The 26,256-nt window shown below is 61.3% G+C and carries 23 protein-coding genes and 1 pseudogene; 11 read left to right on the top strand and 13 right to left on the bottom strand.

The annotated features are described in order from the left end of the window. The 4 genes from AC1MDC_RS21010 (at position 1) to AC1MDC_RS20995 (ending at position 5,551) form a co-directional block, all read left to right on the top strand. Positions 1-879, top strand: coding sequence for an endonuclease/exonuclease/phosphatase family protein (locus tag AC1MDC_RS21010; RefSeq protein WP_085696559.1), 879 nt, complete (start codon positions 1-3; stop codon positions 877-879). Continuing rightward, a complete protein-coding gene (locus AC1MDC_RS21005; protein WP_480393593.1) occupies positions 876-2,981 on the top strand; it encodes a sensor domain-containing diguanylate cyclase in 2,106 nt (701 codons plus the stop codon). Before AC1MDC_RS21010 ends, AC1MDC_RS21005 begins: the two co-directional genes overlap by 4 nt. 101 nt (positions 2,982-3,082) lie before the next feature. After that, positions 3,083-3,862: an N-acetylmuramoyl-L-alanine amidase gene (locus AC1MDC_RS21000; protein WP_085696561.1), complete on the top strand. Its 780-nt coding sequence runs from the start codon at positions 3,083-3,085 to the stop codon at positions 3,860-3,862. A 75-nt stretch (positions 3,863-3,937) separates the two neighbouring features. Then, positions 3,938-5,551 (top strand): EAL domain-containing protein, encoded by a 1,614-nt coding sequence (locus tag AC1MDC_RS20995; RefSeq protein ID WP_170929692.1) that lies wholly within the window; start codon positions 3,938-3,940, stop codon positions 5,549-5,551. Here AC1MDC_RS20995 and AC1MDC_RS20990 read toward each other — a convergent pair. Together AC1MDC_RS20990 and algB are read right to left on the bottom strand one after the other, a co-directional pair. Beyond that, positions 5,548-7,338: a KinB sensor domain-containing domain gene (locus AC1MDC_RS20990; RefSeq protein WP_085696563.1), complete on the bottom strand. Its 1,791-nt coding sequence runs from the start codon at positions 7,336-7,338 to the stop codon at positions 5,548-5,550. The genes AC1MDC_RS20995 and AC1MDC_RS20990 overlap by 4 nt on opposite strands. Before the next feature lie 10 nt (positions 7,339-7,348). Then, positions 7,349-8,695 carry a sigma-54-dependent response regulator transcription factor AlgB gene (algB, locus tag AC1MDC_RS20985; protein ID WP_025112294.1) on the bottom strand — a complete coding sequence of 449 codons (1,347 nt, stop codon included), beginning with the start codon at positions 8,693-8,695 and terminating at the stop codon, positions 7,349-7,351. Between the two features lie 427 nt (positions 8,696-9,122). Here algB and AC1MDC_RS20980 point away from each other — a divergent pair, with 427 nt between their 5' ends. The 5 genes from AC1MDC_RS20980 to AC1MDC_RS20960 all read left to right on the top strand — a co-directional run bounded on the left by AC1MDC_RS20980 (position 9,123) and on the right by AC1MDC_RS20960 (position 13,465). Further along, entirely contained in the window at positions 9,123-9,407 is a 285-nt protein-coding gene (locus tag AC1MDC_RS20980) for a hypothetical protein (protein WP_085696564.1), read from the top strand. A 67-nt stretch (positions 9,408-9,474) separates the two neighbouring features. After that, positions 9,475-9,639: a DUF1328 domain-containing protein gene (locus AC1MDC_RS20975; RefSeq protein ID WP_003177151.1), complete on the top strand. Its 165-nt coding sequence runs from the start codon at positions 9,475-9,477 to the stop codon at positions 9,637-9,639. Positions 9,640-9,641: 2 nt separating this feature from the next. Then, positions 9,642-10,106, top strand: coding sequence for an inhibitor of vertebrate lysozyme family protein (locus AC1MDC_RS20970; protein ID WP_085696565.1), 465 nt, complete (start codon positions 9,642-9,644; stop codon positions 10,104-10,106). 696 nt (positions 10,107-10,802) lie between these two features. Continuing rightward, complete coding sequence (gene gltP / locus AC1MDC_RS20965) at positions 10,803-12,134, top strand: glutamate/aspartate:proton symporter GltP (protein WP_085612511.1); 1,332 nt, start codon at positions 10,803-10,805, stop codon at positions 12,132-12,134. Between the two features lie 101 nt (positions 12,135-12,235). Then, positions 12,236-13,465 (top strand): nucleoside recognition domain-containing protein, encoded by a 1,230-nt coding sequence (locus tag AC1MDC_RS20960; protein WP_085696566.1) that lies wholly within the window; start codon positions 12,236-12,238, stop codon positions 13,463-13,465. Between the two features lie 23 nt (positions 13,466-13,488). Here AC1MDC_RS20960 and AC1MDC_RS20955 read toward each other — a convergent pair whose 3' ends face one another. The 9 genes from AC1MDC_RS20955 to AC1MDC_RS20915 all read right to left on the bottom strand — a co-directional run bounded on the left by AC1MDC_RS20955 (position 13,489) and on the right by AC1MDC_RS20915 (position 23,741). Then, positions 13,489-14,115: an ABC-type transport auxiliary lipoprotein family protein gene (locus AC1MDC_RS20955; RefSeq protein ID WP_085702228.1), complete on the bottom strand. Its 627-nt coding sequence runs from the start codon at positions 14,113-14,115 to the stop codon at positions 13,489-13,491. Beyond that, positions 14,112-15,050 carry an MlaD family protein gene (locus AC1MDC_RS20950; RefSeq protein WP_085696568.1) on the bottom strand — a complete coding sequence of 313 codons (939 nt, stop codon included), beginning with the start codon at positions 15,048-15,050 and terminating at the stop codon, positions 14,112-14,114. Before AC1MDC_RS20950 ends, AC1MDC_RS20955 begins: the two co-directional genes overlap by 4 nt. Position 15,051: 1 nt before the next feature. After that, positions 15,052-15,855: an ABC transporter ATP-binding protein gene (locus AC1MDC_RS20945; RefSeq protein WP_085696569.1), complete on the bottom strand. Its 804-nt coding sequence runs from the start codon at positions 15,853-15,855 to the stop codon at positions 15,052-15,054. Beyond that, positions 15,852-17,000 (bottom strand): ABC transporter permease, encoded by a 1,149-nt coding sequence (locus tag AC1MDC_RS20940; protein ID WP_480393592.1) that lies wholly within the window; start codon positions 16,998-17,000, stop codon positions 15,852-15,854. The genes AC1MDC_RS20945 and AC1MDC_RS20940 overlap by 4 nt, the downstream gene beginning before the upstream one ends. A gap of 55 nt (positions 17,001-17,055) precedes the next feature. Beyond that, positions 17,056-18,084, bottom strand: a complete 1,029-nt coding sequence (locus AC1MDC_RS20935; RefSeq protein ID WP_085696573.1) for a DUF5924 family protein — start codon at positions 18,082-18,084, stop codon at positions 17,056-17,058. Positions 18,085-18,160: 76 nt separating this feature from the next. Then, entirely contained in the window at positions 18,161-19,552 is a 1,392-nt protein-coding gene (locus tag AC1MDC_RS20930; protein ID WP_085696574.1) for a M16 family metallopeptidase, read from the bottom strand. Between the two features lie 169 nt (positions 19,553-19,721). Then, a complete protein-coding gene (locus AC1MDC_RS20925; RefSeq protein ID WP_480393591.1) occupies positions 19,722-21,380 on the bottom strand; it encodes a Na/Pi cotransporter family protein in 1,659 nt (552 codons plus the stop codon). Positions 21,381-21,594: 214 nt separating this feature from the next. Beyond that, positions 21,595-22,362, bottom strand: coding sequence for a TerC family protein (locus tag AC1MDC_RS20920; protein ID WP_085696577.1), 768 nt, complete (start codon positions 22,360-22,362; stop codon positions 21,595-21,597). A 71-nt stretch (positions 22,363-22,433) separates the two neighbouring features. Further along, complete coding sequence (locus tag AC1MDC_RS20915; RefSeq protein ID WP_007954069.1) at positions 22,434-23,741, bottom strand: CitMHS family transporter; 1,308 nt, start codon at positions 23,739-23,741, stop codon at positions 22,434-22,436. A 324-nt stretch (positions 23,742-24,065) separates the two neighbouring features. Between AC1MDC_RS20915 and AC1MDC_RS20910 the strand changes: the two are divergent. Next, positions 24,066-24,167: pseudogene (locus tag AC1MDC_RS20910) on the top strand (GFA family protein); the annotation flags it as partial. Positions 24,168-24,179: 12 nt separating this feature from the next. Here the strand turns inward: AC1MDC_RS20910 and AC1MDC_RS20905 are convergent. Then, a complete protein-coding gene (locus AC1MDC_RS20905; protein ID WP_085696579.1) occupies positions 24,180-24,506 on the bottom strand; it encodes a DOPA 4,5-dioxygenase family protein in 327 nt (108 codons plus the stop codon). An 84-nt stretch (positions 24,507-24,590) separates the two neighbouring features. On the opposite strand from AC1MDC_RS20905, the gene AC1MDC_RS20900 reads away from it, so the two are divergent. Next, positions 24,591-25,250, top strand: coding sequence for an NAD(P)-dependent oxidoreductase (locus AC1MDC_RS20900; protein ID WP_480393590.1), 660 nt, complete (start codon positions 24,591-24,593; stop codon positions 25,248-25,250). 4 nt (positions 25,251-25,254) lie between these two features. On the opposite strand, the gene AC1MDC_RS20895 is transcribed toward AC1MDC_RS20900, so the two are convergent. Then, entirely contained in the window at positions 25,255-26,205 is a 951-nt protein-coding gene (locus AC1MDC_RS20895; RefSeq protein WP_227234018.1) for a choline sulfate utilization transcriptional regulator, read from the bottom strand. Between the last annotated feature and the right edge of the window lie 51 nt (positions 26,206-26,256).

Here is a 26,256-nt window from a genome sequence, read left to right as displayed (position 1 = left end):
ATGCGCCGCTGGGGAACCGGACGCGTCGTTGGCCTGCATGATCCGCAGGTCAACGAGCATCACCTGGAATCGACGGGCCTGCCCGCAGACAGCCGTCTGCGCTTGCTCAGCTTCAATATTCAGGTCGGCATCAGCACCGAGCGCTATCGGCACTACCTGACCCGCAGCTGGCAGCATCTGCTGCCGCACCCCGGGCGCTCCAGCAATCTGCAAAAGATCGGCAATCTGCTCGGCGACTTCGATCTCGTCGCCCTGCAGGAAGCCGATGGCGGCAGCCTTCGTTCAGGCTACGTCAATCAGGTCGAACACCTGGCCCAACTGGGCGCCTTCCCTTACTGGTATCAACAACTCAATCGCAACCTTGGCCGACTGGCCCAGCACAGCAATGGCGTGCTCAGTCGCCTGCGACCGTGGGCAATCGAGGACCATCCGCTGCCGGGTCCGAAAGGGCGCGGTGCAATTCTGGTGCGTTTTGGCGAGGGCCCGGAAGCGCTGGTAGTGGTGATGATGCATCTGGCACTGGGCGCGCGCGTGCGCAGCATGCAACTGGCCTACATCCGCGAGCTGATCGGCGGCTACAAGCATCAGGTGCTGATGGGCGACATGAATACCCACGCCAGCGATCTGCTGCAACACTCGCCGTTGCGCGACCTCGGCCTGTTGGCCCCGCAACTCGAAGCGACATTCCCCAGCTGGCGCCCCCAGCGTTGCCTGGACCATATTCTGCTCAGCCCGACCCTGGCCCTGGAAAAGGTCGAAGTGCTGGCACAACCGATTTCCGATCACCTGCCGGTCGCGGTAGAGATTCGTCTGCCGGGTTCGCTCACGGCCGATGCATTGCCCGCGTTGAGCACTGCCCTTCGCGGAACCCCTGAATGAGCGACGAAGCCCAGCGCTGGAAAGAGAAATACCTCAAAAGCATCGAACAACAGGAAAAGCTCGAACGTCGATGGGACGCCCGGCTCGACCTGCTGCGCCGTGGTCTGGTGCGCAGCACCCTGGCGGCGGAAGGCACCGACCGCGTAGTCGATCAGTGCATGAAAGAAATGCGCGACGTGGTGCGCACCGATGACATGGACGCCGGCCTCGCCGCCCTGTTGCCACGCCTGGAAAAAGCCGTGCTCGATTCCGAGCAGCGCCGGGAAACCCGGATCGAACAGGTCAGCACCGCACTGACTGCGCTGGTCACTCAGCTGCAATCCCTCCCGCTGCCCCGCGATGTGGCCCAGCCGCTGAAGAAATTCGCCAAGCAACTGGACGGCCGGGTCAGTCAGGCAAGGGAAATGCCGCTGTTGCTCAGCGAGCTCAGCGGCTTGCAGGGCAAGGCCTTGAGCCGGCTGGAGACGCCAGCGGAACCCGGGCGCCCGGGGCTGTTGCAGCGCCTGTTCGGCAGCCGCGACAGCGAGGAAACGCATGCCGCAGTGACTCAGCCTGGCGTGGTCGCGCCTCCAGCACAGCCAGAGCAAACGCCCGTCACGCATGAAATTGCGCCCTTGCAGGAAGCACCTGTCACGACCAGCGAACCGCTCGCCCCTGCGCCCGTCAGCCAAGCACCGGTCGCCGAAACCGTGGCAGAACCAGCGAAAACTCCCGCGCCGCTGCCTGAGTACCATTCTGAGCCGGAGGTGGTTGCCTTTGAGCCTTCCAGAATCCTCACCGAAGCCCCCACGGCCCCCGGCGAACAAGAACCCACCGAACCAGAACCCAGCAAGCCTGAGCCGGAGCCGCAGGCCTTCACGCCTCCTCCGGTTTTCGCGCCCGCAGTGTCGAAAGCCATCAATCCGGACGAACTGATCCACCCCGGCGATACCCCGCCACCCGTGATCCTCGACAGCCTACCCCTGCCCGAACCCATCGCTCAGGCACTGGCCGCCATCGATCCGGAGCAATCCGAGCACGACATTCTCTATGCCCTGCCCGACTCGCCGGAACCGTCCTACAGCTCGGTCGCCAAACATATCGAAGACACGCTGATCGGATTGCTGGATGACCTGACCCTGCCGGAGCGCCACCGCCCGCAAGCCGAAGCCATGCGCGACCGCCTGAAAAACGGTCTGAACTGGTACGAACTGCTGCCGATCCTCGACGATCTGGCGACCTTGATGCTGGCCATTACCGACAGCGGCCAGCACGAATTCGAAGCCTACCTGCAGCAACTCAATGAACGCCTTGAGGCATTTCAGAGCAACTTGCAGGCCGCCAGCGAAGGCCACGCCGACAACAGCTCCGCGTCGCGGGCGATGGACACGCAGATCCGCGAACAGGTCGACGGCTTGCAGAACAGCGTGCAGGAAGCGGCTGATCTGGATGATCTGAAGCAAGTGCTGGAAAACCACCTCGAAGGCCTGCTCGGCACCATGGATCAGCACCAGAAGCAGCGAGACGCCCGGGAACAGGAAGTCGCCGGACGCCTGAAAAGCCTGGCCGAGCGCGTGGCGCACATGGAGCAGGAAGCGCTGGGCTATCGCGAACACCTTGAAGAGCAGCGCCAGAAAGCCCTGATCGATCCACTCACCGGCCTGCCCAACCGCGCCGCCTGGACCGAACGGCTCGAACATGAAATCGCACAATGGCGGCAACACGGCAACACCCTGAGCCTGGCCATGCTCGACCTCGATCATTTCAAACGGATCAACGATAACTATGGCCATCTGGCCGGCGACAAGGTGTTGAAGATCATCGCGACCGTGCTGCGCAAGCGCCTGCGTGGCAGCGACTTCATCGCTCGTTTCGGCGGCGAAGAATTTGTCCTGCTGCTGCCAGCCACTACGCCGGCCGTCGGCGCCAAATTCCTGGAAACCCTGCGAGCGGCCATCGAAGCCTGCCCGTTTCACTTCAAGGGTGAGCGCGTCACGATCACGGTTTCCATGGGACTGGCGTCGTTCCGGCCAGGAGAACACAGCGATCTGGTGCTCAAAAGAGCCGATCAGGCGCTTTACCGGGCGAAAAACGCAGGGCGTAACCGGGTGGAGCTGGGCTGAGGCAATTGTTCCATATTGTTTAAATCAGCCCTTCAAGCGTCGAAGCGCGAGGCGATACGTTACACTGTTGCATTATCGTCTTGCGTGTACTGCCCTCTGCCATGAAATTTTTTACCCTCCTCGTGTCGCTGATCCTCCTGGCCGGTTGTGCCAGCGGCCCGCGTTTTGACACCAGCCATCCTTCGCTCAATCACGACAGTCGCGTGCAGTTTGTGATCGTGCACTACACGTCCGCCTCGCTCGAACACTCACTGCAATTGCTGACCCACGGCGAAGTCAGCAGCCATTACCTGATCGGCGACGACAAGAACGCCACCATCTACAAGCTGATGGACGAGAACCTGCGTGCCTGGCATGCCGGCGAAAGCGAATGGCAAGGCCGTACCTGGCTCAACTCCAGCTCGATCGGCATCGAAATCGTCAATCCGGGTTTCAAGGACACACCGACCGGTCGCCTCTGGTATCCCTACAGCGAAGCCCAGGTGCAATCGCTGATCGTTCTGCTCAAGGACATCAGCAAACGCCAGGGCATCAGCCCGCGCCACATCATTGGCCACAGCGACATCGCCCCGCTGCGCAAGCTCGACCCGGGGCCACTGTTCCCATGGAAGCGCCTGGCCGCCGAAGGGCTGGGGCTCTGGCCCAACGAACAAGCGGTGGCACGCCAACAGGCGCAGTTCGATGCCGAACTGCCGAGCATCACCTGGTTCCAGAGCCAACTGGCGCGCCTGGGCTACTCGACGCCGCAGACCGGCGAGCTTGATGTAGCGACCCGTCATGTGCTCGCGGCCTTCCAGATGCACTACCGCCCGACGCGCTTTGACGGCACGCCGGATGCACAAACGGCAGCGTTGCTGCTGGTGTTGAATCAGACAAAATAATGACGCCCGCCCGACGGTCAGGGCGAAAACGCAATCAGCAGCTATAACTCATTGGTAATTCTTCGGATATCCATGATGGTTGCTACCCGAGAGACGCTGCGTAGCTGGTTTTATCGCCCCTGGTTTCTGGCGATGATCGCGGCTGTCCTCAGTGCGAGCCTGCTGATCACCGGCGGGCTGTTCGTGGCCGTGCGCCAGGTCGAGCAAAGCGAAAGCCAGGAAATGAATGCCCAGGGCGAACGGTTCCTGGCGCGTCTGGAGCAACTGTTCGGCCAGTTGCGCGAAAGCCTCGACGACCTCGAAGCCCAACCCTTGCGCAGCTGCGACGACGAGATGATCGCCACGTTGCAGCAAGTGACGTTCAACTATCGCTTCGTCTACGAAGCCGCCTACATGGACGCCACGCGGATCTGTTCCAACCGTCCGCGCCAGGATGGCCTGTCGGTGATCCGTCCTCCGGACATCAAAGGTCCGACCTACAGCTACTGGCTGAACACCACCACCGAACCCGATGAAAACCGCGCGGCACTGATGCTCGGGCGCGGCAATTTTCGCGTAGCCACCTCACGCGGGCACCTGACCGACATGGTCGACCTGTCGCCCGGCAGCAGCCTGTTGGTGGTGCTGGATCACGGGACCCGGGCGATTCCGGTACTCGGCGTTCCACAGACCTGGCCACCCGCGCAACCCTGGCCGCCGAAAACCCGGGATGCGCTGCAAGTCACCCAGTCGCGCCTGATCTACCGCATGCCCACCGACAACCCGGAATATCAACTGGTGCTGATCAGCCCACGCACGGGCATGCACATTCCGCAGCTCTGGTGGTGGATGGTGCCCTTCTGTCTGGTGCTCGGTGCGGTGGTGGGCGTTCTGGTGTTCTGGATCGTACGCCAGCGCCAGTCGCTGGACGCCGAGTTGCACGGCGCGATTCGTCGGGGTGAATTGCAGGTGCTTTATCAGCCGATTTTCGATCTCGACAGCCGCAACTGCGTCGGCGCCGAAGCGCTGCTGCGCTGGCGCCGACCGGACGGCACGCTGACCAGTCCCGACCTGTTCATCCCGATGGCCGAAAACACCGGGCAGATTCGCCAGATGACCGACTTCGTCCTGCAGCGCTTGCTCGAACAGTTGGGCCAGTTGCTGCGGGCCAACCCGCAGCTGTATATCTCGGTGAACCTGGCCGCCTGCGACGTGATGGTGCCGCGCATCGGCCAGGTCATGGCGCGGCTGCTGACCCTGCACCGGGTCGCGGCGCGGCAGATTGCGTTCGAGGTGACCGAACGCGGTCTGATCGATGTGGTGGTGGCCAGGGAAAACCTGCAAGCGCTGCGTGATGTCGGCCATCAGGTGCTGATCGACGATTTCGGCACCGGCTATTGCAGCCTCGCCTATCTGCAAACCTTGCCCGTGGACTGCCTGAAGATCGACAAGGCGTTCATCGACGCCCTCGGGCATGATGCCGCCAGCAGTGGTGTTGCGCCGCACATTATCCACATGGCCCAGGCACTGGACCTGAAGGTGATCGCCGAAGGCATCGAATATGAATCCCAGGCCGAGCTGCTGAGCAGTGAAGGGGTGAAATTCGGCCAGGGCTGGCTGTTCGCCCACGCCTTGAGCGCGGTGCAGTTCATCGAATTGATCACCCGTGGCCGACGACTCGCCGGACGCCGACTCGACGACGAAGCCTAGACGGCCAGCGCCATGTAGAACTGCGTGCCCTGCCCCGGCCGCGAGTAAACGCCCATCCGTCCACCGTGCAGCTGGACGATTTCCTTGCACAGCGCCAGTCCCAGCCCGGCACCGCCCTTCTTCCTGCCGACCTGGACGAAGGGTTCGAAAATCCGCCCTTGCTGACCGTAAGCAATCCCTTCGCCGTTGTCTTCGACGCTGATGATTACCCGCTCGCCATGGCGCCGGGCCTGCAAGCGGATCAGCCCGTCACGCGCGGTGTGGCGCAACGCGTTGTCGATCAGGTTGTCGAGGACTCGATCGAGCTGCGCCTGATCCGCCTGCAGGCGTGGCAGCGGACCTTGCGCTTCGACCTGCAGGGCAACGCCCTTCTCGGCCGCTGAATCGGCGAAACGCAAACGCGCCTGTTCCAGCAAGTCTTCGATGGAACACGGCGCCAGCGTGAGCTTCTGCAAGCCACTCTGATACCGCGAGAAATTCAGCAGATCGTTGATCAACTGCATCAGGCGCTGCATTTCTTCATTGACCGTGTCGAGCAGGTCGGACTCGCGAGACTCCGGTGGAAACTTCGCCCGCTCGCGGAACAGGCCGAACGCCATGTGCATGCCCGTGACCGGTGTGCGCAATTCGTGGGACGCACGCAGCACGAACTCGCTGCGCACCCGCTCGAAGGCGCGCTGCTCGGTGACGTCATGCAACACCATCACGGCGCCGAGGATGTGCCCCTGGGTATGGCTGACCGGCGTAAGACTGTAGGTCAGCAGACGCGATTCGCCATCGACTTCGATGCTCAAATCATCCGGCGCTCGCTCCAGCGTGCCACCGCGCAACACCAGTTGCAGTTGTGCATCCAGTTCCGGACGCTGAAGCGCCGTACCCAGACCCTCGCCGAAACGGTCGCTGTCCCAGCCCAGTTGTCGCTGGGCCACAGGGTTCAAGTGTTCCAGACGTCCCTGACGATCGATCATCAGCAAGCCGTCATCGATGCTGTCGAGTACCGCCTGCAGGCGCTGCTGGCCGGCAAGCAATTCGTCGACATTGGTCGCCTGGTGTTCGCGCAAAGCTTCGGCCATCAGCCCGAATCGGCGGGTCAACAGGTTGATCTCCATCGCCGAAGATACCGGCAGCATCACTTCGAAATTGCCTTGGCCGATATTGTCCGCCGCTTTGGCCAGCGCCTCGATCGGCGCACCAAAACGCCGGGCAATGCCTTGGGCGGTGATGAAGCCGATGATCAGCACTGCCAGCCCAACCAGCCCAAGCAGGCCGGAAATCAGCAACGCGCGGTCGCGGGCGGCGTGCTGGACCGAATTGATGTTGTCCAGTGCGTGTTTGTGCTCGGTGATCAATCCGTTGCGTAGCGTATTGAAGCGCTCACGCAAATCGCCACCGCCACTCAGGGCAGCTGCCGGGTCGCGTGAAATGTCGAACGCCTGGAGGAAGTTCAGGTAATCGGCTTTTGCCTGGCTGAAACCGTATGGACGGTCGTCGTCTTTCTGTTCCTGGGCGATGCCCTCGTCGAGCAATTCGAAATAACGCCGTTTGGACGCCTCGAACGCCACGGGGTCGGGCTTCTCGGCAAGCATCATGATCAGCTGATCGCCGAGGGTCTGGCGCAGTTTGAGTCCGAGATCGAGGGTGACGAAGTTGTTGCGGATCAACGCCTCCTGGGTCCCGGCCATCTGCATCACGCTGACCAGCCCGAGCAACAGCCCGAGCAAGGCCACGGTGATCAGTGCGGATATGCTCAGGAACAAGCGGGTCCGCAACTTCATCGCCAGTTTCATCGGCGGATGCTCACAGGTTGTACTGCTTGCGCTTGCGATACAGTGTCGAAGCGTCAATCCCCAAGGTCTTGGCGGCCTGATCGAGGGTCCCGGCAGTCGCCAATACCGCGCCGATGTGGGCTTTCTCCAACTCATCGAGGCTCAAAGCGGCGCCAACCCGTGGCGCGTTGTTCGCCGGTTGTTCGGCCATGCCGAGGTGGCTGATTTCCACGCGCTCCTGCGGGCAGATGATGCTCGCTCGCTCGACCACGTTACGCAGCTCGCGAATGTTGCCCGGCCAGCGGTAGCCGAGCAGCGCTTCGCGGGCCTCGTCACTGAAGCCCCGCGCAGGGCGCGCATATTCCTTCACAAAGCGTGCAAGGAACCGGTCGGCCAGGGTCAGGATGTCTTCGGCGCGTTCGCGCAACGGCGGCAAATGCAGGGTAATGACGTTCAGGCGATAGAGCAGGTCTTCACGGAAACGGCCGTCGCGCACCATGTCTTCAAGATTGAGGTTGGTGGCGGCGAGAATGCGCACATCGGCCCGGCGGGTGACCGGATCCCCCACCCGCTCGTATTCTTTGTCCTGAATGAAACGCAGCAACTTGGGTTGCAACGTCAACGGAAAATCGCCGATCTCGTCGAGAAACAGCGTGCCGCCATCAGCCTGATTGACCCGTCCCAAGGTACTTTCACTGGCCCCGGTAAACGCGCCGCGACTGTGACCGAACAGCTCGCTTTCCATCAGTTCGGCGGTCAGCGACGGGCAGTTGATGGTGACGCAGGATTTCTTCTCGCGCTTGCTCCAGCCGTGAATGGCTCGGGCCAATTCACCTTTACCGGTGCCGGACTCGCCGAGAATCAGGATGTTGGCGTCAGTACTCGCCACTTGCCGCGCCGTTTCGAGTACGACTTTCATCGCCGGACTGTGGGAATCGAGACCGTCCTTGGGTTTGCGGATCTCGCCTTCCAGGGCTTCCAGGCGCGCCGAAAGCTGACGTACCTCAAGCTGCTTGGCAGTCGCCAGGCGCAGTTGATCCGGACTGCACGGCTTGACCAGATAATCGGCGGCGCCAGCCTGGATCGCATCCACCGCAGTGTCGACGGCCGAATGGGCGGTGACGATCACTACCCGCATCCACGGCGCCTGGATGCGCATTTGCGCCAGCACATCTAAACCGTTGTCTTCGCCAAGGCGCAAATCAAGGAAGCAAAGATCGAACACCTGACGTTGCAACAGCGCGTCAGCCTGGGCCGCGCTGTTGGCGGTGGCGACTGTATAACCTTCGTCTTCGAGGCAATAACGGAAGGTTCGCAGGATGGCGGATTCATCGTCCACCAGCAGAATGCGGCCTTGGTGCTCAGTGGCTGATTCCATTTTTCCTACGCTCCATAAGTAAATGTCTTGGGTTAGTCCCGGAAAAATCGGGCAAGTTGCATGGTTGATTCTGATCGATTCCAGCCATTGCAGGGTAGCTCTCTCCTGCCATAACGGCTAATCCTCTGATTTTGTTGATTTTTTAAACATCGCACCGTTTCAAGTCGGTTTCCTGCCTACTTTTCTGACATCTGCACCCTGCACTCAATTCAAAAAGAATGATTTTTCCTACGAAATAATCGTGCATTACGCACGAGCCTGCGGGGGTCATCGTGCAGGATGCGTCGTCAGGAATTTTCACTACATCTGTAACCAACTGATTTTATTGATTTTTTTAAAACAAAAAAGCTGGCATGCAGGCTGCAATACCTCTCTCAGCCCGGGCAGAAATGCACTGCCCCAACCGAACAAGAGTGAGGAACCCAGGATGACTCGCCCACGTGCCGCCCAAATGCGTATTTCGCCACTGCACTTGCAGCAGGCCTTGTTTGGCGCACTTGCGCTCCTGATTACGCTGATCGCTTGCCAGCAATACCTGCGCTGGGAGCAGAGTCAGCATCCTGAGCCCCTGATTTACATGCAACACGCGACACAGACCCACTTCAGCGCCGTCAGCAGCAGCCAGGCAGACAACGGCGCAATGCGCATGATGGACGTCGACCAACCACAGCCGCTGGGCGACATGCCCCGTGAAGAACGCTGGGTTTTCTAATCAACGAATCTGGGCGCCCCCGCGCCAAGACCGGCAACACCCTTAAATAGAAGCAAGGAGAATCACCATGTTGAGCTGGGCAATCACTTTCCTGATCATTGCCATCATCGCTGCAGTACTGGGCTTCGGTGGTATCGCGGGCACCGCCACGGGTATCGCCAAGATTCTATTTGTCGTTTTCCTGGTGATGTTCATCGCTTCTTTCTTCTTTGGCCGTCGCGGTCGAGGCTGAACATGAAGGGTTTAAAGACGCTGGCAGCCGCCCTGCTCCTGGGCGGTAGTGCCATGGCGATGGCGGCCAATGACGGCCAGACGCGAGTCAACGAGCTGTTGAGTTCCGACCCGCAATACAGGGAAACCTGGGAAGGCGTGGTGAAGAAGGAAGAACGCCTGCCGGAATGGGTGATGAACCTGTCCGGCGCGCCGGACCAACAGATGAATGCCGTCACCGAAGATGGCGATCAATATCTGGTGGGGCCGCTCTGCGAATCGCAGGACAAATGCCTCAACCACCGCCTGATCGTCGCCTTCAGCTTCGACAAGAAAGACGCCTACGCCATGCTGGTCGATGTGCCCGAAGGATTGCCGGCCGACAAGTCGCCAACGCGACATGCCACCTACCGCTTCCTCGGCAAGCCCGACCAGGGCATGCAGGATCTGTTGATGGAAACACTGAAGAAAGATCCGAACTGGTATTGAACATGAGGGCAGCCGAGAGGCTGTCCTCTATTGCACCCGCCCGAGGAAGGCCGGTGCATGACCAGGGGGCCGGGACGTTCTGACTGTTGCAGGGTCGGAGTGACCTACGGGTACAGGGAGTGCCTGCGATGAGGGCCGGGTCAGGGTAAAAGCTGCGACGCAAGTCCGCCAACCGGAGCGGTTCGACGGACTTGCGCTGGGCTTGCAACGTGACAAAACGTTGATCCAGAGCGTTCTGCTCGTCTTTTTATCGCCCACACTGCATGCGAAAGCATTTCGCGGTGTTTCGTTGCGACCGTATATCGAGAAAGAGTCGATCAAGTAAGTCGGACATTTAGAGTCCGAACGTAGGCTTTTTCCTGAATTTTTTGTCGAAATCACTCGTTCAAAAAACAACCAACCTACGCTGTAATGGCCGGTTCACGGCACTTATGCCTGCCGAAATGTCGTATTCGAACCGGTTGGGACGCCAGTTTCATTTGAAAAAGCTCATGCCGATTCGGCATAGGGTAGGCGTTTACGGCATTAGACGGCGCAACCTTGCATCGGAATAGTTGCGCCTTTTTTCGCCTGCCGGAGAGCCGTAAACACGCGCTTCGGGGCACCTTATACGGAGGCAGATGCACAGACTTTTCCGCTGATGAGCGTTCCAGTTCCTGCATGTGCCTGAGTCAAACGCAAGTAAGGGTAAAGATAATGAAGAAGGCAAAGCTTAGCCTCGCCTGGCAGATCCTCATCGGTCTGGTATTGGGGATTGCAATCGGTGCGTTGCTCAACCATTTCAGTGCCGAGAAGGCCTGGTGGATCAGCAACGTCCTGCAACCGGCAGGCGATATCTTTATCCGTCTGATCAAGATGATCGTGATCCCGATCGTCATCTCTTCCCTGATCGTCGGCATCGCCGGCGTGGGCGACGCCAAGAAGCTCGGGCGCATCGGCCTGAAGACCATCATCTACTTCGAAATCGTCACCACCATCGCCATTGTCGTCGGCCTGCTGCTGGCCAACCTGTTCCATCCGGGTGCGGGCATCGACATGAGCACCCTGGGCACCGTGGACATCTCCAAGTACCAGGCGACCGCCGCTGAAGTGCAGCATGAACACGCGTTCATCGAGACCATCCTCAACCTGATCCCGTCGAACATCTTCGCGGCCATGGCCCGCGGCGAGATGCTGCCGATCATCTTCTTCTCCGTACTGTTCGGCCTCGGTCTGTCGAGCCTGCAGTCGGACCTGCGCGAGCCGCTGGTGAAGATGTTCCAGGGCGTCTCGGAAAGCATGTTTAAAGTCACCCACATGATCATGAATTACGCGCCAATCGGTGTGTTCGCCCTGATCGCGGTGACCGTGGCCAACTTCGGTTTCGCCTCGCTGCTGCCGCTGGCCAAACTGGTGATCCTGGTTTACGTCGCCATCGCCTTCTTCGCCTTCGTGGTTCTGGGCCTGATCGCCAAGATGTTCGGTTTCTCGGTGATCAAGCTGATGCGCATCTTCAAGGATGAACTGGTGCTGGCTTACTCCACCGCCTCCTCGGAAACCGTGCTGCCACGCGTGATCGAGAAGATGGAAGCCTACGGCGCACCGAAAGCCATCTGCAGCTTCGTGGTACCGACCGGCTACTCGTTCAACCTCGACGGTTCGACCCTGTACCAGTCCATCGCGGCGATCTTTATTGCCCAGCTGTACGGCATCGACCTGTCGATCAGCCAGCAACTGCTGCTGGTCCTGACCCTGATGGTCACCTCCAAAGGCATCGCCGGCGTGCCGGGCGTGTCCTTCGTGGTGCTGCTGGCCACTCTGGGCAGCGTCGGCATTCCGCTGGAAGGCCTGGCTTTCATCGCCGGTGTCGACCGTGTGATGGACATGGCGCGTACCGCCCTGAACGTCATCGGCAACGCCCTCGCCGTACTGGTTATCGCCCGTTGGGAAGGCATGTACGACGACGCCAAGGGCCAGCGCTACTGGAACTCGCTGCCGCACTGGCGCAGCAAGGAAAAACTGCCGGCCGGTGACGTTTCGAAAAACTGATCCCGCCCGCAAGGCACCCTGACAAACCCCGGAGAAATCCGGGGTTTGTCGTTTCTGGCGACCCCGCTATCATTCGCCGCATCTTCCGGGGGATTTGACTGATGCTTAATGGCCTGTGGCTTGGCTTCTTCATCGTGGCAGCCGTTTCGGCACTGGGACAATGGCTGATCGGCGGTAACGCCGGAATCTTCGCGGCGATGGTGGAAAGCATTTTTGCCATGGCCAAGCTGTCGGTCGAAGTCATGGTGCTGCTGTTCGGCACGCTGACCCTGTGGCTGGGTTTTCTGCGCATCGCCGAGAAGGCCGGCATCGTCGAATGGCTGGCCAAGGTGCTCGGGCCACTGTTCCTGCGGCTGATGCCGGAGGTGCCGGCAGGGCACCCGGCGCTGGGCCTGATCACCCTGAACTTCGCCGCCAACGGCCTTGGCCTGGACAACGCCGCCACGCCGATCGGCCTCAAGGCCATGAAGGCGCTGCAGGAGCTCAACCCCAGCTCGACCATCGCCAGCAACGCGCAGATCCTGTTCCTGGTGCTCAACGCCTCGTCCCTGACCCTGCTGCCGGTGACGATTTTCATGTACCGCGCCCAGCAAGGCGCGCCGGACCCGACGCTGGTGTTCCTGCCGATCCTGCTGGCCACCAGTTGCTCGACCATTGTCGGCTTCCTGTCGGTGGCGTTCATGCAGCGCCTGCGTGTCTGGGACCCGGTGGTGCTGGCTTACCTGATTCCCGGTGCGCTGATTCTCGGCGGCTTCATGGCGCTGCTCGCGACGATGTCGGCCACCGCGCTGGCGGGGCTGTCATCGATTCTCGGCAACCTGACGCTGTTCGGCCTGATCATGCTGTTCCTGGTGATCGGCGCATTGCGCAAGGTGAAGGTCTACGAGGCCTTTGTCGAAGGGGCGAAGGAAGGTTTCGACGTTGCCAAGAGCCTGCTGCCGTATCTGGTGGCGATGCTGTGCGCGATCGGCGTATTGCGTGCCTCAGGTGCGCTGGATTTCGGTCTCGACGGCATTCGCCATCTGGTGGAGTGGGCAGGGTGGGACACGCGTTTCGTCGATGCGCTGCCGACTGCCATGGTCAAACCGTTCTCCGGCAGCGCCGCCCGGGCGATGCTGATCGAAACCATGAAGACCTCGGGCGTGGACAGTTTCCCGGCGCTGGTGGCGGCGACAATCCAGGGCAGCACCGAGACCACGTTCTACGTGCTGGCGGTGTACTTCGGCGCGGTGGGCATCCAGCGGGCGCGACATGCCGTGGGATGCGCGCTGCTGGCCGAGCTGGCGGGCGTGCTCGGCGCTATCGGCGTCTGCTACTGGTTCTTCGGTTAAACACAAATCTCGAATATGGAGCCTCAAGGTCTGGGTTGTTGCGCAAACTGCTGGCCTTGCTGAACGGTCCATGCCACAACCTTCGCGGTGAGGCGATCACTGGCCTGTCCAAACCCGGCCACCACCGCCGGCACCTGCACATCACTCAGCGGCTGGCGCTCTTCAAAGCGCTGGCTGGCGAGAATCTTCTGGTCATAACCGCGCACCAGCAACGCATCGACCCGCACCACGACGCTGGCCTGATTGCCCTGGTACTCGGTCTGAAACGCTTGCAGGCTGCCGCCCAGCTCCAGGTCCGCAGCAAAATTGCTGTCATCGGTACTGAGCAACGTCACCCGGCCATCACGCGCAAAGCCATCAAGCAATCGATTACGCACCAGCACCGGTGCCGGATCGCTCCAGCGCGAGGCCTTGTAGCTGCTGATCACATCCCCTTGGGGAATCACCGCGATGCTCGGCCGATTCAGCGCTTCGCTGGCCTGCAGTTTGTTCAGACGCAGCGACCAGTGCCGAGCCGCCGCCGAACCGGCCGAGGCGGGCGCCTGTGCGGCTGGCAAACGGTAGACGTCCAGCGGTTCGGACTTGGGCAGGATCGAGCACGCACTGATCAGCGTGAAGCCGGCGAGGAGGGCGAGGCGAGTCAGCTTCATGGCGTGAACTCCTTGTTCTTGTCACTGCCCAGCAGGTAACCGCTGGGGTTGGCCTCCAGGCGTTGGGAAATGGCGCGCAGCGAGTTCAGGGTTTCACGCAGTTCGCGGATCGCCGGGGCCAGACCGTTAAGGCCCTGCATGCCGCTGTCGAGGGAATTCTGGTTCTTGCTGAGCAGGCCGTTGATGGTGGCGCTGCTTTGCTCCAGGGACTTCATCGCCTGCTCGGCGCTGCCCAAGGCCTGCTTGCCCTGATCGTTGAGCAAACCGTTGGCGTTACGCATCAGCGCAGACGTCTGTTCGAGCATGTTGCCAGCCTGTTTGCCGACCGTCGCCAGTTGCTGCATGGCCTGACGCAGGTCGCCACGCTGATCGTTGATCGAGCCGGTGGTCTGCTCCAGATGCTCGAGGGTTTTGCTCACGCGCTCGATGTTGTCGGCGGAGAACATCTGATTGGCGTTGCTCAGCAGCGTGCTGACCCCGCTCATCAGGTCATTGCTGTCATTGAGCAACCGCGAAATGGGCGAGGGCGATGCGACGATGGTCGGCAGGTTGCCGTCGTGGCCCTTGAGTTTCGGGCTCTCTGGCGTGCCTCCGCTGAGCTGGATGATCGAGGTGCCGGTGATCCCGGCCAGAGCCAGTTTGGCCTGAGTGTCTTCCTTGACCGGCGTGTCACCCGCCAGACGAATCCGTGCCAGCACCCGGCGCGGGTCCTTCGGGTCGAGGCGCAGGCTGACCACATCGCCGACCTTGATCCCGCTGTACTGCACCGGACTGCCCCGGGACAGGCCGCTGACCGCTTCGTTGAAGACGATTTCGTAATCCTTGAACTCGGTGTCGACGCTGGACTTGGCCAGCCACAGACCGAAGAGCAGGGCGCCCGCCACCACAATCACCGTGAACAGGCCGATCAACACATGATGGGCTCGGGTTTCCATGTCAGACCTCGTTGAGCTGTTTGGCGGCGTCCAGCGCCGAGCGGCCGCGAGGGCCGTGGAAGTATTCGTGAATCCACGCGTCGTCGGTTTCCGAGACCACATCGATGGGACCGGCCACCAGCACCTTCTTCTGCGCGAGTACCGCGACGCGGTCGGTGATGGTGTAGAGCGTGTCGAGGTCGTGGGTCACCAGAAACACGCTCAGGCCGAGCGCGTCGCGCAGGGTCAGGATCAATTGGTCGAACTGCGCCGCGCCAATCGGATCGAGGCCGGCGGTGGGTTCGTCGAGAAACAGGATGTCCGGGTCCAGCGCCAGCGCCCGGGCCAGTGCCGCACGCTTGATCATGCCGCCGGACAGCGAGGCGGGGTATTTGTCCGCCGCCGACAGCGGCAGCCCGGCCAGCGCCAGCTTCACCGCCGCCAGATGCTCGGCGTCATCGCGGCTCAGACCGGCGTGTTCAATAAGCGGCAGGGCGACGTTCTCGGTCACCGTCAACGACGAGAACAGCGCGCCTTTCTGGAACAGCACACCGAAACGCCGTTCAATCAACGAACGCTCATGCTCCGCCAGGCTCGGCAGGTTCTGACCGAACACCTTGACCACGCCCTCGCTCGGCTGGCGCAGGCCGACGATGCTGCGCAGCAGCACCGATTTACCGCTGCCGGAGCCGCCGACCACGGCCAGGATCTCGCCCTTGTATAAGTCGAGGTCGAGATTCTCGTGCACGCTCTGGCGGCCGAAGCGATTGCACAGGCCACGGACTTCGATCACCGCCTCGGAGGGCGCGCGGGGTAGACGACTCACCAGCCCATCTCCATGAAAAACAGCGCGGCGACCGCGTCGAGCACGATCACCACGAAAATCGATTGCACCACGCTCGAAGTGGTGTGGGCGCCGACCGATTCGGCGCTGCCGCTGACCTTGAAGCCCTCCAGACAACCGATGGCGGCAATCAGGAAGGCAAAGATCGGGGCTTTGACCAGGCCCACCAGGAAATGTTGAATCCCTATGTCGCTTTGCAGCAGCGACAGGAACATCGCCGGCGAAATATCCAGCGACACCGCGCAGACCACCGCGCCGCCGACGATCCCGCAGATCATCGCCAGAAAGGTCAGCATCGGCAGCGCCACCAGCAGCGCCAGCACCCGCGGCACCACCAGCAATTCCATGGGGTCGAGGCCGAGTGTGCGGATCGCGTCGATTTCCTCGTTGGCCTTCATCGAGCCGATCTGCGCGGTAAAGGCACTGGCGGTACGGCCGGCCATCAGGATCGCCGTGAGCAACACGCCGAATTCCCGCAGGAAGGCAAAACCCACCAGATCCACGGTGAACACGCTGGCACCGAAACTGGCCAGCACCGTCGCCCCGAGAAACGCCACCACGGCGCCCACCAGAAAGGTCAGCAACGCGACGATGGGCGCGGCGTCGAGGCCGGTCTGTTCGATATGGGCGATCATCGGCGTGATCCGCCAGCGCCTGGGCCGGAACAGGCTGCGGGCGATGGTTTCGAGGATCAGGCCGACGAACCCGAGCAGATGCAGCGTGTCTTGCCAGACCGCGTCGACAGCCCGGCCGATGCGCGTCAGCAATTGCACGCTGACGCTGATTTCCGGTTCCTTGATCGGCACGCAGAAGTCGGTCAGCGAGCGATACACGGTTTGCAGCAAGGCGCGGTCGGCGCTGGAAAGCGTGCAATCGGGGTGTTCGGCGGACTTGCCCAGCCGCTCCGAGCCGAGCAGTTCCACCAGCAGCGACGCGCCGGCGGTGTCGAGGGCGCCGAGACCGTTGAGATCGATGGGCGTGTTGGCGTCGTACTGGCCGTGGAGCGTTTCGCTCAGTTGCTTGAGGTCGGCGTAATGGGCAAGCGTCCAGTCCCCGGTAACCCGCAGGCGGGCAGGGGTGATCGAGGTGTCCAGGCGGGCACTGCCGGTCATTGGGCTGCTGGTCATAAGCTCCGGGCTTGTTCGGCTGAATACGCTGGCATACGTAATAGCACGAACCCGGTTACTTTTCTTTGGTCGGTGTGCTGTCCTTGACCTCGAAGCGCAGCACGCCGATCACCTGACCGTCTTCGGTCAACACCCGCACCTGCCATTTGCCCGCCGGGTTGCCGGGGAAATTCTGTTTGTGGGTCCAGGCCCGATAGCCTTCCTTGCGCCCGCCGTGGATATCGAGGGCGATGCGGTCGACCTCTTTACCGTTGAACTGCCACACGTGATAAATCCGCTCATCGAGCCCGCGCGGCGCGTTGATTGCGGTGTAGGCATATAGCCCGCCGCCACGGATCTGCTCGGCGCTGACTTCCTTGAGGCTGTCGCCCGGAACCCGGTCCTGCACCTGAGTGCTGATCGCCACGTCAGTCATCCACAGCGTTGCCGGTGGCACCCACGAACGCAGGACCCAGCCCACACCGCCGATCCCGATGGTGATGCTGAGGATCGCCAGCGCATTGCGCACAGTGCGGATCGGGAAGATCGACGCCAGGCTCGGGAACGACAGCACCACCGCAATCCCCAGCGCCCATTTGAAACTCTGCGAGGTAGTCAGGTGCATGATCACCGGCAGCGCCGTGAGCAGGGCGGCGAACAGGGTCAGGGTGTGCAGCGCGAGGAACGCCCAGCGCCTTGGCGCCAGCCACTTGTAGTAGAGCGGGTCGATGATCGAAATCAGCGCCGCGATGCACAGCAGCCCGGTGAAAAACAGCTGGCCGCTGTTCCAGGTGGTGGTGATGAAGAAGAACGGCAGGACGAAAAACAGGCTTTCCTGGTGGATCATCTGCGTCGCGTAACGCAGCAGCGGCTGGGGGATTTCCCGTTTGAAGATCCGCGTGAACAGCTGGGTCAGGCTGTTTTCCAGCATCAGCCAGATCCAGCTCAGCAGCATGATCGTGGTGATCCAGCTCGCCAGCCCCTGTTGCCGGTCGACCAGAATGAAACTGCCGACCCCGGAGATGAATCCGCCGAGCGCAATAACCCCGGGGTAGCGCTTCATCAGTTCGAGAATGCGCTGGATCAGGAGGGTCAATTTAGACATGTGGGCGGTTCACGACTGGATAGGAAAAAAACCTCGACAGAGTAGCGCCCGCCGGGCCGCGTGGCGAGGCTGCCGGTCAATCCGGATGCACGGACTTGCGCCGATGCAGGCGCCAGCCGAGCAGAATCAGCACCAGCACGCCCAATCCGCCCGCCAGCAGCCACAACACCTGATCGTCGCTGAGCAGCGGTTTCTCGATGCGCAGATAACCCGGTTGCAGCAGCAACTCGCGCATGGCCTTGTTCGCCGCCTCCAGCGTCACGCCTTGCAGCTCCCGCGCAGGATCGGCGAAGCGACCATCCTCGTAGTCGCCCAGGGCGCTCCAGTAATAGTCGGCCAAGGCGCTGGTGCCTTGCACGGCCCAGGCCTGATGGGCGATAGCGGCTTGTTTCAAGCGATTGAAGGTGTCGGCATCGAGGCCGTTTTTCAGCAGGTCGGCCTTGAGGTCTTCCAGCACTTGTTCGGCTTCGGCAATGTCAGCGCGATCCAGATCGGCGTTCAGGCTCATGAAACCGACACCGCCAAACACTTCGCGCTCGGCCCACGGCCCGTAGGACAAACCGTGGTTCAGGCGCAATTGGCGGTACAGCGCCCACTCCAGGTATTCCTTGAGCAGATCGAAGGTTTCGTCGTACTGATCGTCCAGCACCGGCTCCGGCACCAGCCAGTGCAGCTTGGCGCTGTTGCCGATGAAGCCGCGAGTGATCGTGCGCTCATGAGCGGCGCTGGCGCGGATGTCCGGCAACGGACGGTGTTCGCTCGGTTCGACCGCTTCCAGCGCGCCCCACGCGCGTTCCAGATAGGCCGGCAGCAACTTGTCGAGGTCACCGACGACGATCAGGGTCATGTTGTTCGGCGCGTACCAGGCCTTGCGTACTTTCTCCAGCTGCTCGCGGGTCAGGCCATCGACTTCGGCCCGCTGCGGGCATTTGAGGCCCAGTTCGACCGCCAGTTGATTGCTGGCGGTGTGGCCCAGATCCTGCCGATCGAGAAAGCGTTGCAGCCGGGTGTAATGACCGCCGTCCTCGCGCTCGACCACCCGTTTGGCGGCGTTGATCGCGTTGTCGTCGAAACGGGTCTGGGTCAGCAGGTCCAGCAGCAGATCGAGGACCTTGCGCTGGTTTTTCGCCGGGGCTTCGATGACGAAGGTGGTGTCGGCGTTGCTGGTGAAGGCGTTCCAGTCACCGCCGAGGGCCTGCATGCGCTCTTCGAGGCCACCTTCGCCGGTGGCGTCGATGCCGCTGAACAGCAAGTGTTCGAGCAGGTGCGGCAGCTCCTTTTCATTGCAATCGAAGTCGTCGAGCCCGACACCGATCACCAAGCGGATCGCCACGTGCCCACGCTCGGTGCCGGGCTTGAGCAGCAACTGCAAACCATTGGGCAACGCATAGCCTTCGACCTGAAAACGATCCAGGGCGAAGGCGGGCAGGGAACCGAGCAACAGACAGGCGAACAACAGGCAACGCATAACGAGCTTCCATACGGCTGAATTGGAGATCCGTGTCGTCAGTCAGATCGCTTTCGCGAGCAAGCTCGCTCCCACAAAGGAATGCATTTCAAATGTGGGAGCGAGCTTGCTCGCGAAGGCGCCCTGGAGACTGAACTCTGAGTTACTGACTGACCACAACCCCAGACGTTCAAGGCGAATGCGTGATGTCTGCCATATCGTCCGCCGCCAACGCGCCGGTATCGGAAGTTTCCAGCACCACGTAGGCACTGCTGCAGAACAGCGAGTTCAGGCGTTTCATGTCGGCAATCAACTCCAGGTGCAACGAACTGGTCTCGATACTCTGCACGACCTTACGTTGCAACCGGCTGACATGGGCGTGGGCCAGACGCCGTTCCTGTGCGCGAAAACGACGTTTCTCGCGCAGCAACTGACGGGCGCTTTCCTTGTCGCCGCTGAGGAACACGGACAATCCCAGCCGCAGATTGGCGATCAATTGCTGCTGCAGACCGGCCAGTTCTTCCAGCCCGTCCTCGGAAAACGACCGGCGTTGCGAAGTCTTCTGCTGCTGCACTTTGCGCAGCATGCGTTCAATCAGGTCGCTGGCGAGTTTGAGGTTGATCGCAAGCTCAATGATCTCCGCCCAGCGCCGACTGTCCTGTTCGCCGAGATCTTCACGGGGCATCTGCGCCAGATACAGCTTGATCGCGCTGTACAGCGCTTCGACGTCATCGGTCAGCTTGCGCATTTCCTGGGTGACGGCGGTCTGCTTGCCGCGCAACACGTCGAGGGTCGCGTCGAGCATGTTGTCGATCAGGTCGCCAATGCGCAGGGTTTCCCGGGCAGCGTTGGCCAGCGCCAGGCTCGGCGTGACCAATGCCGTCGCATCCAGATGACGCGGCTTGGCGGTACCGTTGACCTCCGGGCGCTCCGGGAGCAGCCAGGCGCACAGCCGCGCCATCGGCGCGACGCTTGGCAGCAGGATCAGGCAGCGCGCGGTGTTGTAGAGCAGATGGAAGCCGATGACCATTTCCTGCGGGCTGAAATCCAGGCTGTCGATCCAGTGCACCAGCGGGTCGAGTACCGGAATGATCAACAGCAACCCGATCAGTTTGTACAGCAGACTGCCCAGCGCCACTTGCCGGCCGGCGGCGTTCTGCATGCTGGTGCTCATGAACGCCAGCACGCCGCTGCCGATGTTGGCGCCGATCACCAGACCGATCGCCACCGGCAGACTGATCACCGCAGCGCCGGCGAGCGTGGCGGTCAGCAGCACGGCGGCGAGGCTTGAGTAGGAAATCATCGCGAACAGCGCGCCGACCAGGGCGTCGAGCAGGATATCGCCGGTCAGCGAGGCGAAAATCACCTTCACCCCTTGGGCATGGGTGATCGGCGCGGCGGCCTCGACGATCAATTGCAGCGCCAGAATGATCAGCCCCAACCCGATGGCCACGCGGCCCATCTGCCCGAGCCGCGTCTGTTTGCGCGACAGAAAGAAAATCACCCCGAGGAAAATCAGCAGTGGCGACAGCCACGACAGATCGAACGTCAGCACCCGCGCCATCAGCGCCGTACCGACGTCGGCACCCAGCATGGTCGCCAGGGCCGGGGTCAACGCCATCAGGCCCTGACCGACGAAAGACGTCACGAGCATGGCGGTGGCGTTACTGCTCTGCACCATCGCGGTGACGACAATGCCGGCGACAAAGGCCAGCCAGCGCCTGGACATGTTCTGGCCGATCACGTGGCGCAGGTTGGTGCCGTACACCCGCAGGATGCCGGTTCGAACGATGTGCGTGCCCCAGATCAACAGGGCCACGGCAGAGAGCAGATTGAGCAGGGTGAGCATGCAGACCCCCCGTAATAGCAGCGCCCCAGAGGGGCAAGTTGACGGTACCGCGCAATTTCTACGTTCTGATACTTAAGCTGTAGTTGGCTAACGGTCTGGGCGCCAGCATTGCACAGCTAAAGCGGGGATTGAAACAAAAGTGTCATGAAAACAGATTCACGCGGCCATGAAAAAAGGGCCCGAAGGCCCTTTGATCTTTCGTGCAATGTTCGGGTTACTGACCCGGAATATCCTTGCGCAGTTTCACCGGATCCTGCTGTTTCTTCTTGCGGGCAATCGCGGTGCGCATCTTGATGTTGATCGCTTCGACCGCCAGCGAGAACGCCATGGCGAAGTAGACGTAGCCTTTCGGTACGTGCACGTCGAACGACTCGGCGATCAGCACGGTGCCGACCACCAGCAGGAACGACAGCGCGAGCATTTTCAGCGACGGGTGCTTGTCGATGAATTCGCTGATCTTGCCCGAGGCCGCCATCATCACCAGTACCGCAACGATAATCGCCGCAACCATCACCGGCACATGAGACACCATGCCAACCGCCGTTATGACCGAGTCCAGCGAAAACACGATGTCGATGATCGCGATCTGGATGATGGTGTAGAGGAAGTTGCCGCCCTTGCCCGAAGGCTCGTCGCCGGCTTCGTCTTCACCTTCCAGCGCGTGGTACATCTCCTGGGAGCTTTTCCACAGCAGGAACAGGCCACCGAAGAACAGGATCAGGTCGCGACCGGAAATGCCCTGGCCGAACACTTCGAACAGGTCGGCGGTGAGGCGCATGACCCAGGTGATCGACAGCAGCAGCAGGATCCGCGTGATCATGGCCAGGCCAAGACCGAAGATCCGGGTGCGCTGCTGCATGTGTTTGGGCATGCGGCTGACCAGGATCGAAATCATGATGATGTTATCGATGCCCAGGACGATCTCCAGGGCGGTCAGGGTGAAGAAGGCAACCCAGATCTCAGGGTTGGTCAGCCATTCCATGTGTATTCCTTTGAGCGAGTGTTAAACCAGGACGCCAGCAATCAGCTGGCGTCCTGGTGAGTTTGGTGCCGTTACAACGTGCTGAACAGCGGGAAAGTCCCCAACAGCAAGGCGGCGACCAGTATGCACAGGCAGACCAGCACTGCCCACTTCAGGGTGAAACGCTGGTGATCGCCGAACTCGATGCCCGCCAGTGCGACCAGCAGGTACGTTGACGGCACCAGTGGGCTCAGCAGGTGAACCGGTTGACCGACGATCGAGGCACGGGCCATTTCCACTGCGGTGATGCCGTAATGGCTGGCCGCTTCCGACAGCACCGGCAGCACACCGTAGTAGAACGCGTCGTTCGACATGAAGAACGTGAACGGCATGCTCACCAGCGCCGTGATCACCGCCAGGTAAGGGCCGAGGAAATCAGGGATCACCGCCAGCAGGCTTTTCGACATCGCGTCGACCATGCCGGTGCCCGACAGGATACCGGTGAAAATGCCCGCCGCGAAGATCAGACTGACCACCGACAGCACGCTGCCGGCGTGGGCCGCGACGCGATCTTTCTGCATTTGCAGGCAAGGGTAGTTGACGATCATGGCAATACTGAACGCCACCATGAACAGCACCGGCAGCGGCAGCAGGCCGGCGATCAGGGTGCACATCAGGGCCAGGGTCAGCAGACCGTTGAACCAGATCAGTTTCGGACGGCGGGCATCCGGGAATTGCGAGACGCTAATTTCGCTGTGATCGATTTCGTCGCCGATCAGGTGCAGCTCACCCAGACGCGCACGCTCACGTTTGCCGTAGAAGTAGGCAATGATCAGGATCGCCACCACACCGGCAGCCATCGCCGGGATCATCGGCACGAAAATGTCCGACGGGTCCACATGCAGCGCACTCGCGGCACGGGCGGTCGGGCCACCCCATGGCGTCATGTTCATCACGCCGCCGGCGAGGATGATCAGGCCGGCCATGATCCGCGGGCTCATGCCGATGCGGCTGTACAGCGGCAGCATGGCGGCCACGCAGATCATGTAAGTGGTCGCGCCGTCACCATCGAGGGAAACGACGAGCGCCAGTACGGCGGTGCCGACCGAAACTTTCAGCGGGTCGCCCTTGACCAGTTTGAGGATCTTGCGCACGGCCGGGTCGAACAGGCCGGAGTCGATCATCAGGGCGAAATACAGAATCGCGAACATCAGCATCACGCCGGTCGGCGCAAGCTTGGTAATACCTTCGAGCATCATCGGGCCGATCTTCGGGGCGAAACCACCGAACAAGGCGAACAGGATCGGGATGATGATCAGAGCGATCAGCGCAGACAGGCGCTTGGTCATGATCAGGAACATGAACGTGATGACCATGGCGAAGCCAAGGAAAGTCAGCATGGGAATACTCCAGGCGTAGCGCGGCTAGGTAAGTGAGCGGATCGGGCGGGATCAGCGCAGAACGGGAAGCACGAGACGTACGGGCGGAGTTGCAGCGAGGAGGCGGGTTGCAGAGAACATCAGAATCACCATTGTTGTTGTTAATTGGGCCTGTCGTGCGAGCAATCACACGCATTGGCCAACCGGTCTGTTGCCGGTAGTGGCGGCGATCCTAATGGGGCAACCTTTCAGCCAGCTTTCGCAGCTGAAAGCTTCGATGCGAACGACCAACCGGCCGTCGGATGCGACTGGAGTCAATGAACACGGGAAGCGGAGGGCAGGTCGATGACTGAATTACACAGCAGTGCCTGCCATTGCGGACATATCCGCTATCAGTTCAGCGGAGCGTTGCACGACATCGCCGACTGTCATTGTTCGATCAGTAAAGAAACCATCTGATCAAAAAACAGACAGATCCAGCGGCCGCATTGCGCCCATCCAGATCGCGTGTTCGGTGTGATCGAGCAAGTCATCGCCGGTGTCCGGGTGCAGGAACACCACCAACCCCTTGCGATTGAGCGCCAGCCACGGCAGCACATCGCCGATCAACTCCGGGCCGAAGGCCAGCTGGCAGCTCCAGTCCGGGTGCGGGCCGACCGGACGTTCATGCACGCGGCCCATCTTCAATGGAAACAGCGTTGCCGCCTGCTCACACAGCGCCCGCGCCTGTTCGATCGTGCTGGCGTCGTAATAAACGTGGGCGTGATAACCCTTGATCGTTTGCATCGCAAACCCTCTGTATCGGTTCGAACCCTTGGCGTTGGCTGCATGTCACACACCATACAAGGGAAAACACAAGGGATCTCAGCCATGAAAAATGCCGAAACCCCGGTGGTAAAAGTGGTGCTCTATGGTGCCATGAGTAGCCTGGGCAGCGCGTTGATGGCTGAACTGCTGCGCCGCCAGCACGAAGTCATCGCGATCCTCGACGATCTGACGGCGCTCGCGCCACGGCCGGGGCTGCGCACCAAAAGCGGCGACCTGCTGGACGCCGAACGGGTCCATCAGAGCGTGGCCGGCAGCTCGGTGGTGATCTGCCTGCTCAATGCGCCGGGCCTGCCGTTGAGCAGCGATCATGTCGAGAAATCCGTGGTGCTGGGACCGGTGGAACAGGTCCTGGCGGTGGATGCGTTGATCGACGGGTTGCAGGCGGCGAACGTCTCGCGGCTGTTTGTCATTGGCGAATTCGAAGCACTGGACGATCCGGAAAACGCCGAGCCGTTGCAACGCCACGCCGCCAAGGAAATACGCGAAGCCCTGCAAAGCAGCCCGCTGCACTGGACGCTGGTCAATGCACCGCGCAGTGTGGCGGGGCTGACAATCGAGCATTTCAGTCAGGTCGGCCGCGCGCTTGAACCGGGTCTCGCCGAGCCGCTGGAGCGCCTGAACCGGGTGGCGGTGGGGATTTCCGATGAGCTGCGGTTGAATCTGCATCTGCGTCAGCACGTGGATTTTGTTGCGGCTTCCTGATCCGTTACACAGCAATCGAGGGCAACGGCAGTCCAGCCAGGGACTCGGCGCTGCTGGCCTGTTCGGCCATCAGCCAATCCACGAACGTCTGGATCAATGCTCCCCGGCGTTTGCGCTGCGGCAACACCACGTAATAACCGAGGCGCGACAGAGTGGTCTCGGCGATCGGCCGGCACAACAGCCCTTGGGTTAATAAGTTATCCACAAGGTGCCGCCAGCCGATCGCCACGCCCTGACCGCCAATCGCCGCTTGGATCAGCAAGGTGTAATTGTCGAAGCGCAGCTGGCCCGGGGCCGGCGGTGTAATGATGTTCAGCGCGCGGAACAGGCCACTCCAGTTGAACCAGTTGCTGCTGTTTTCTCCACGCAGGTGCAGCAGCGGAAACTCCATCAATGCCTGGGCCGGCAAGGGCAGGGCGCGATCCCTGAGCAACTGCGGGCTGCACACGGGAAACACTTCTTCGCTGAACAGCCAGTGACTTTCGCCCTGCTTGAAGCGACCGTCGCCGAACAGCACGGCAACGTCGATATCCGGGCGCAGCATATTGTGATTGCGCTCGCTGGTAACCAGGCTCACGTCCACCTGTGGATAAGCCTCATGGAAACGGTGCAGACGTGGCATCAGCCAATACGCGGCGAAGGCGAAATCGGTGGCGACCTGCAGCACTTCATGTTGCTGCTGCGTGCTGATTGCACTCAATCCTGCGTCGATATTCTGCAAACCGAGGGTAACCTGCTCGAACAGGATCGAGCCGACCTCGGTCAGTTCGATGCCTCGGTAGATGCGATCGAACAGCCGCGTTCCGAGCTGTTCCTCCAGGCGTTTGATTTGCTGACTGATAGCCGGTTGGGTGGTCCCGAGTTCCACCGCCGCAGCGGTAAAACTGCGATGACGGGCCGCCACCTCGAAGGCGCGCAGCAGATCCAGCGACAAATCACCGAGGGCTTCATACATAAGCTGTGCTTATCCTAGTCATTGTCCGGCGCGGGCTTTACCGGATATTGC

Source organism: Pseudomonas sp. 1, assembly GCF_056626735.1.
The sequence above is the reverse complement of the archived record's forward strand: the minus strand, read 5'-3'. Positions and strand labels throughout refer to the sequence as shown.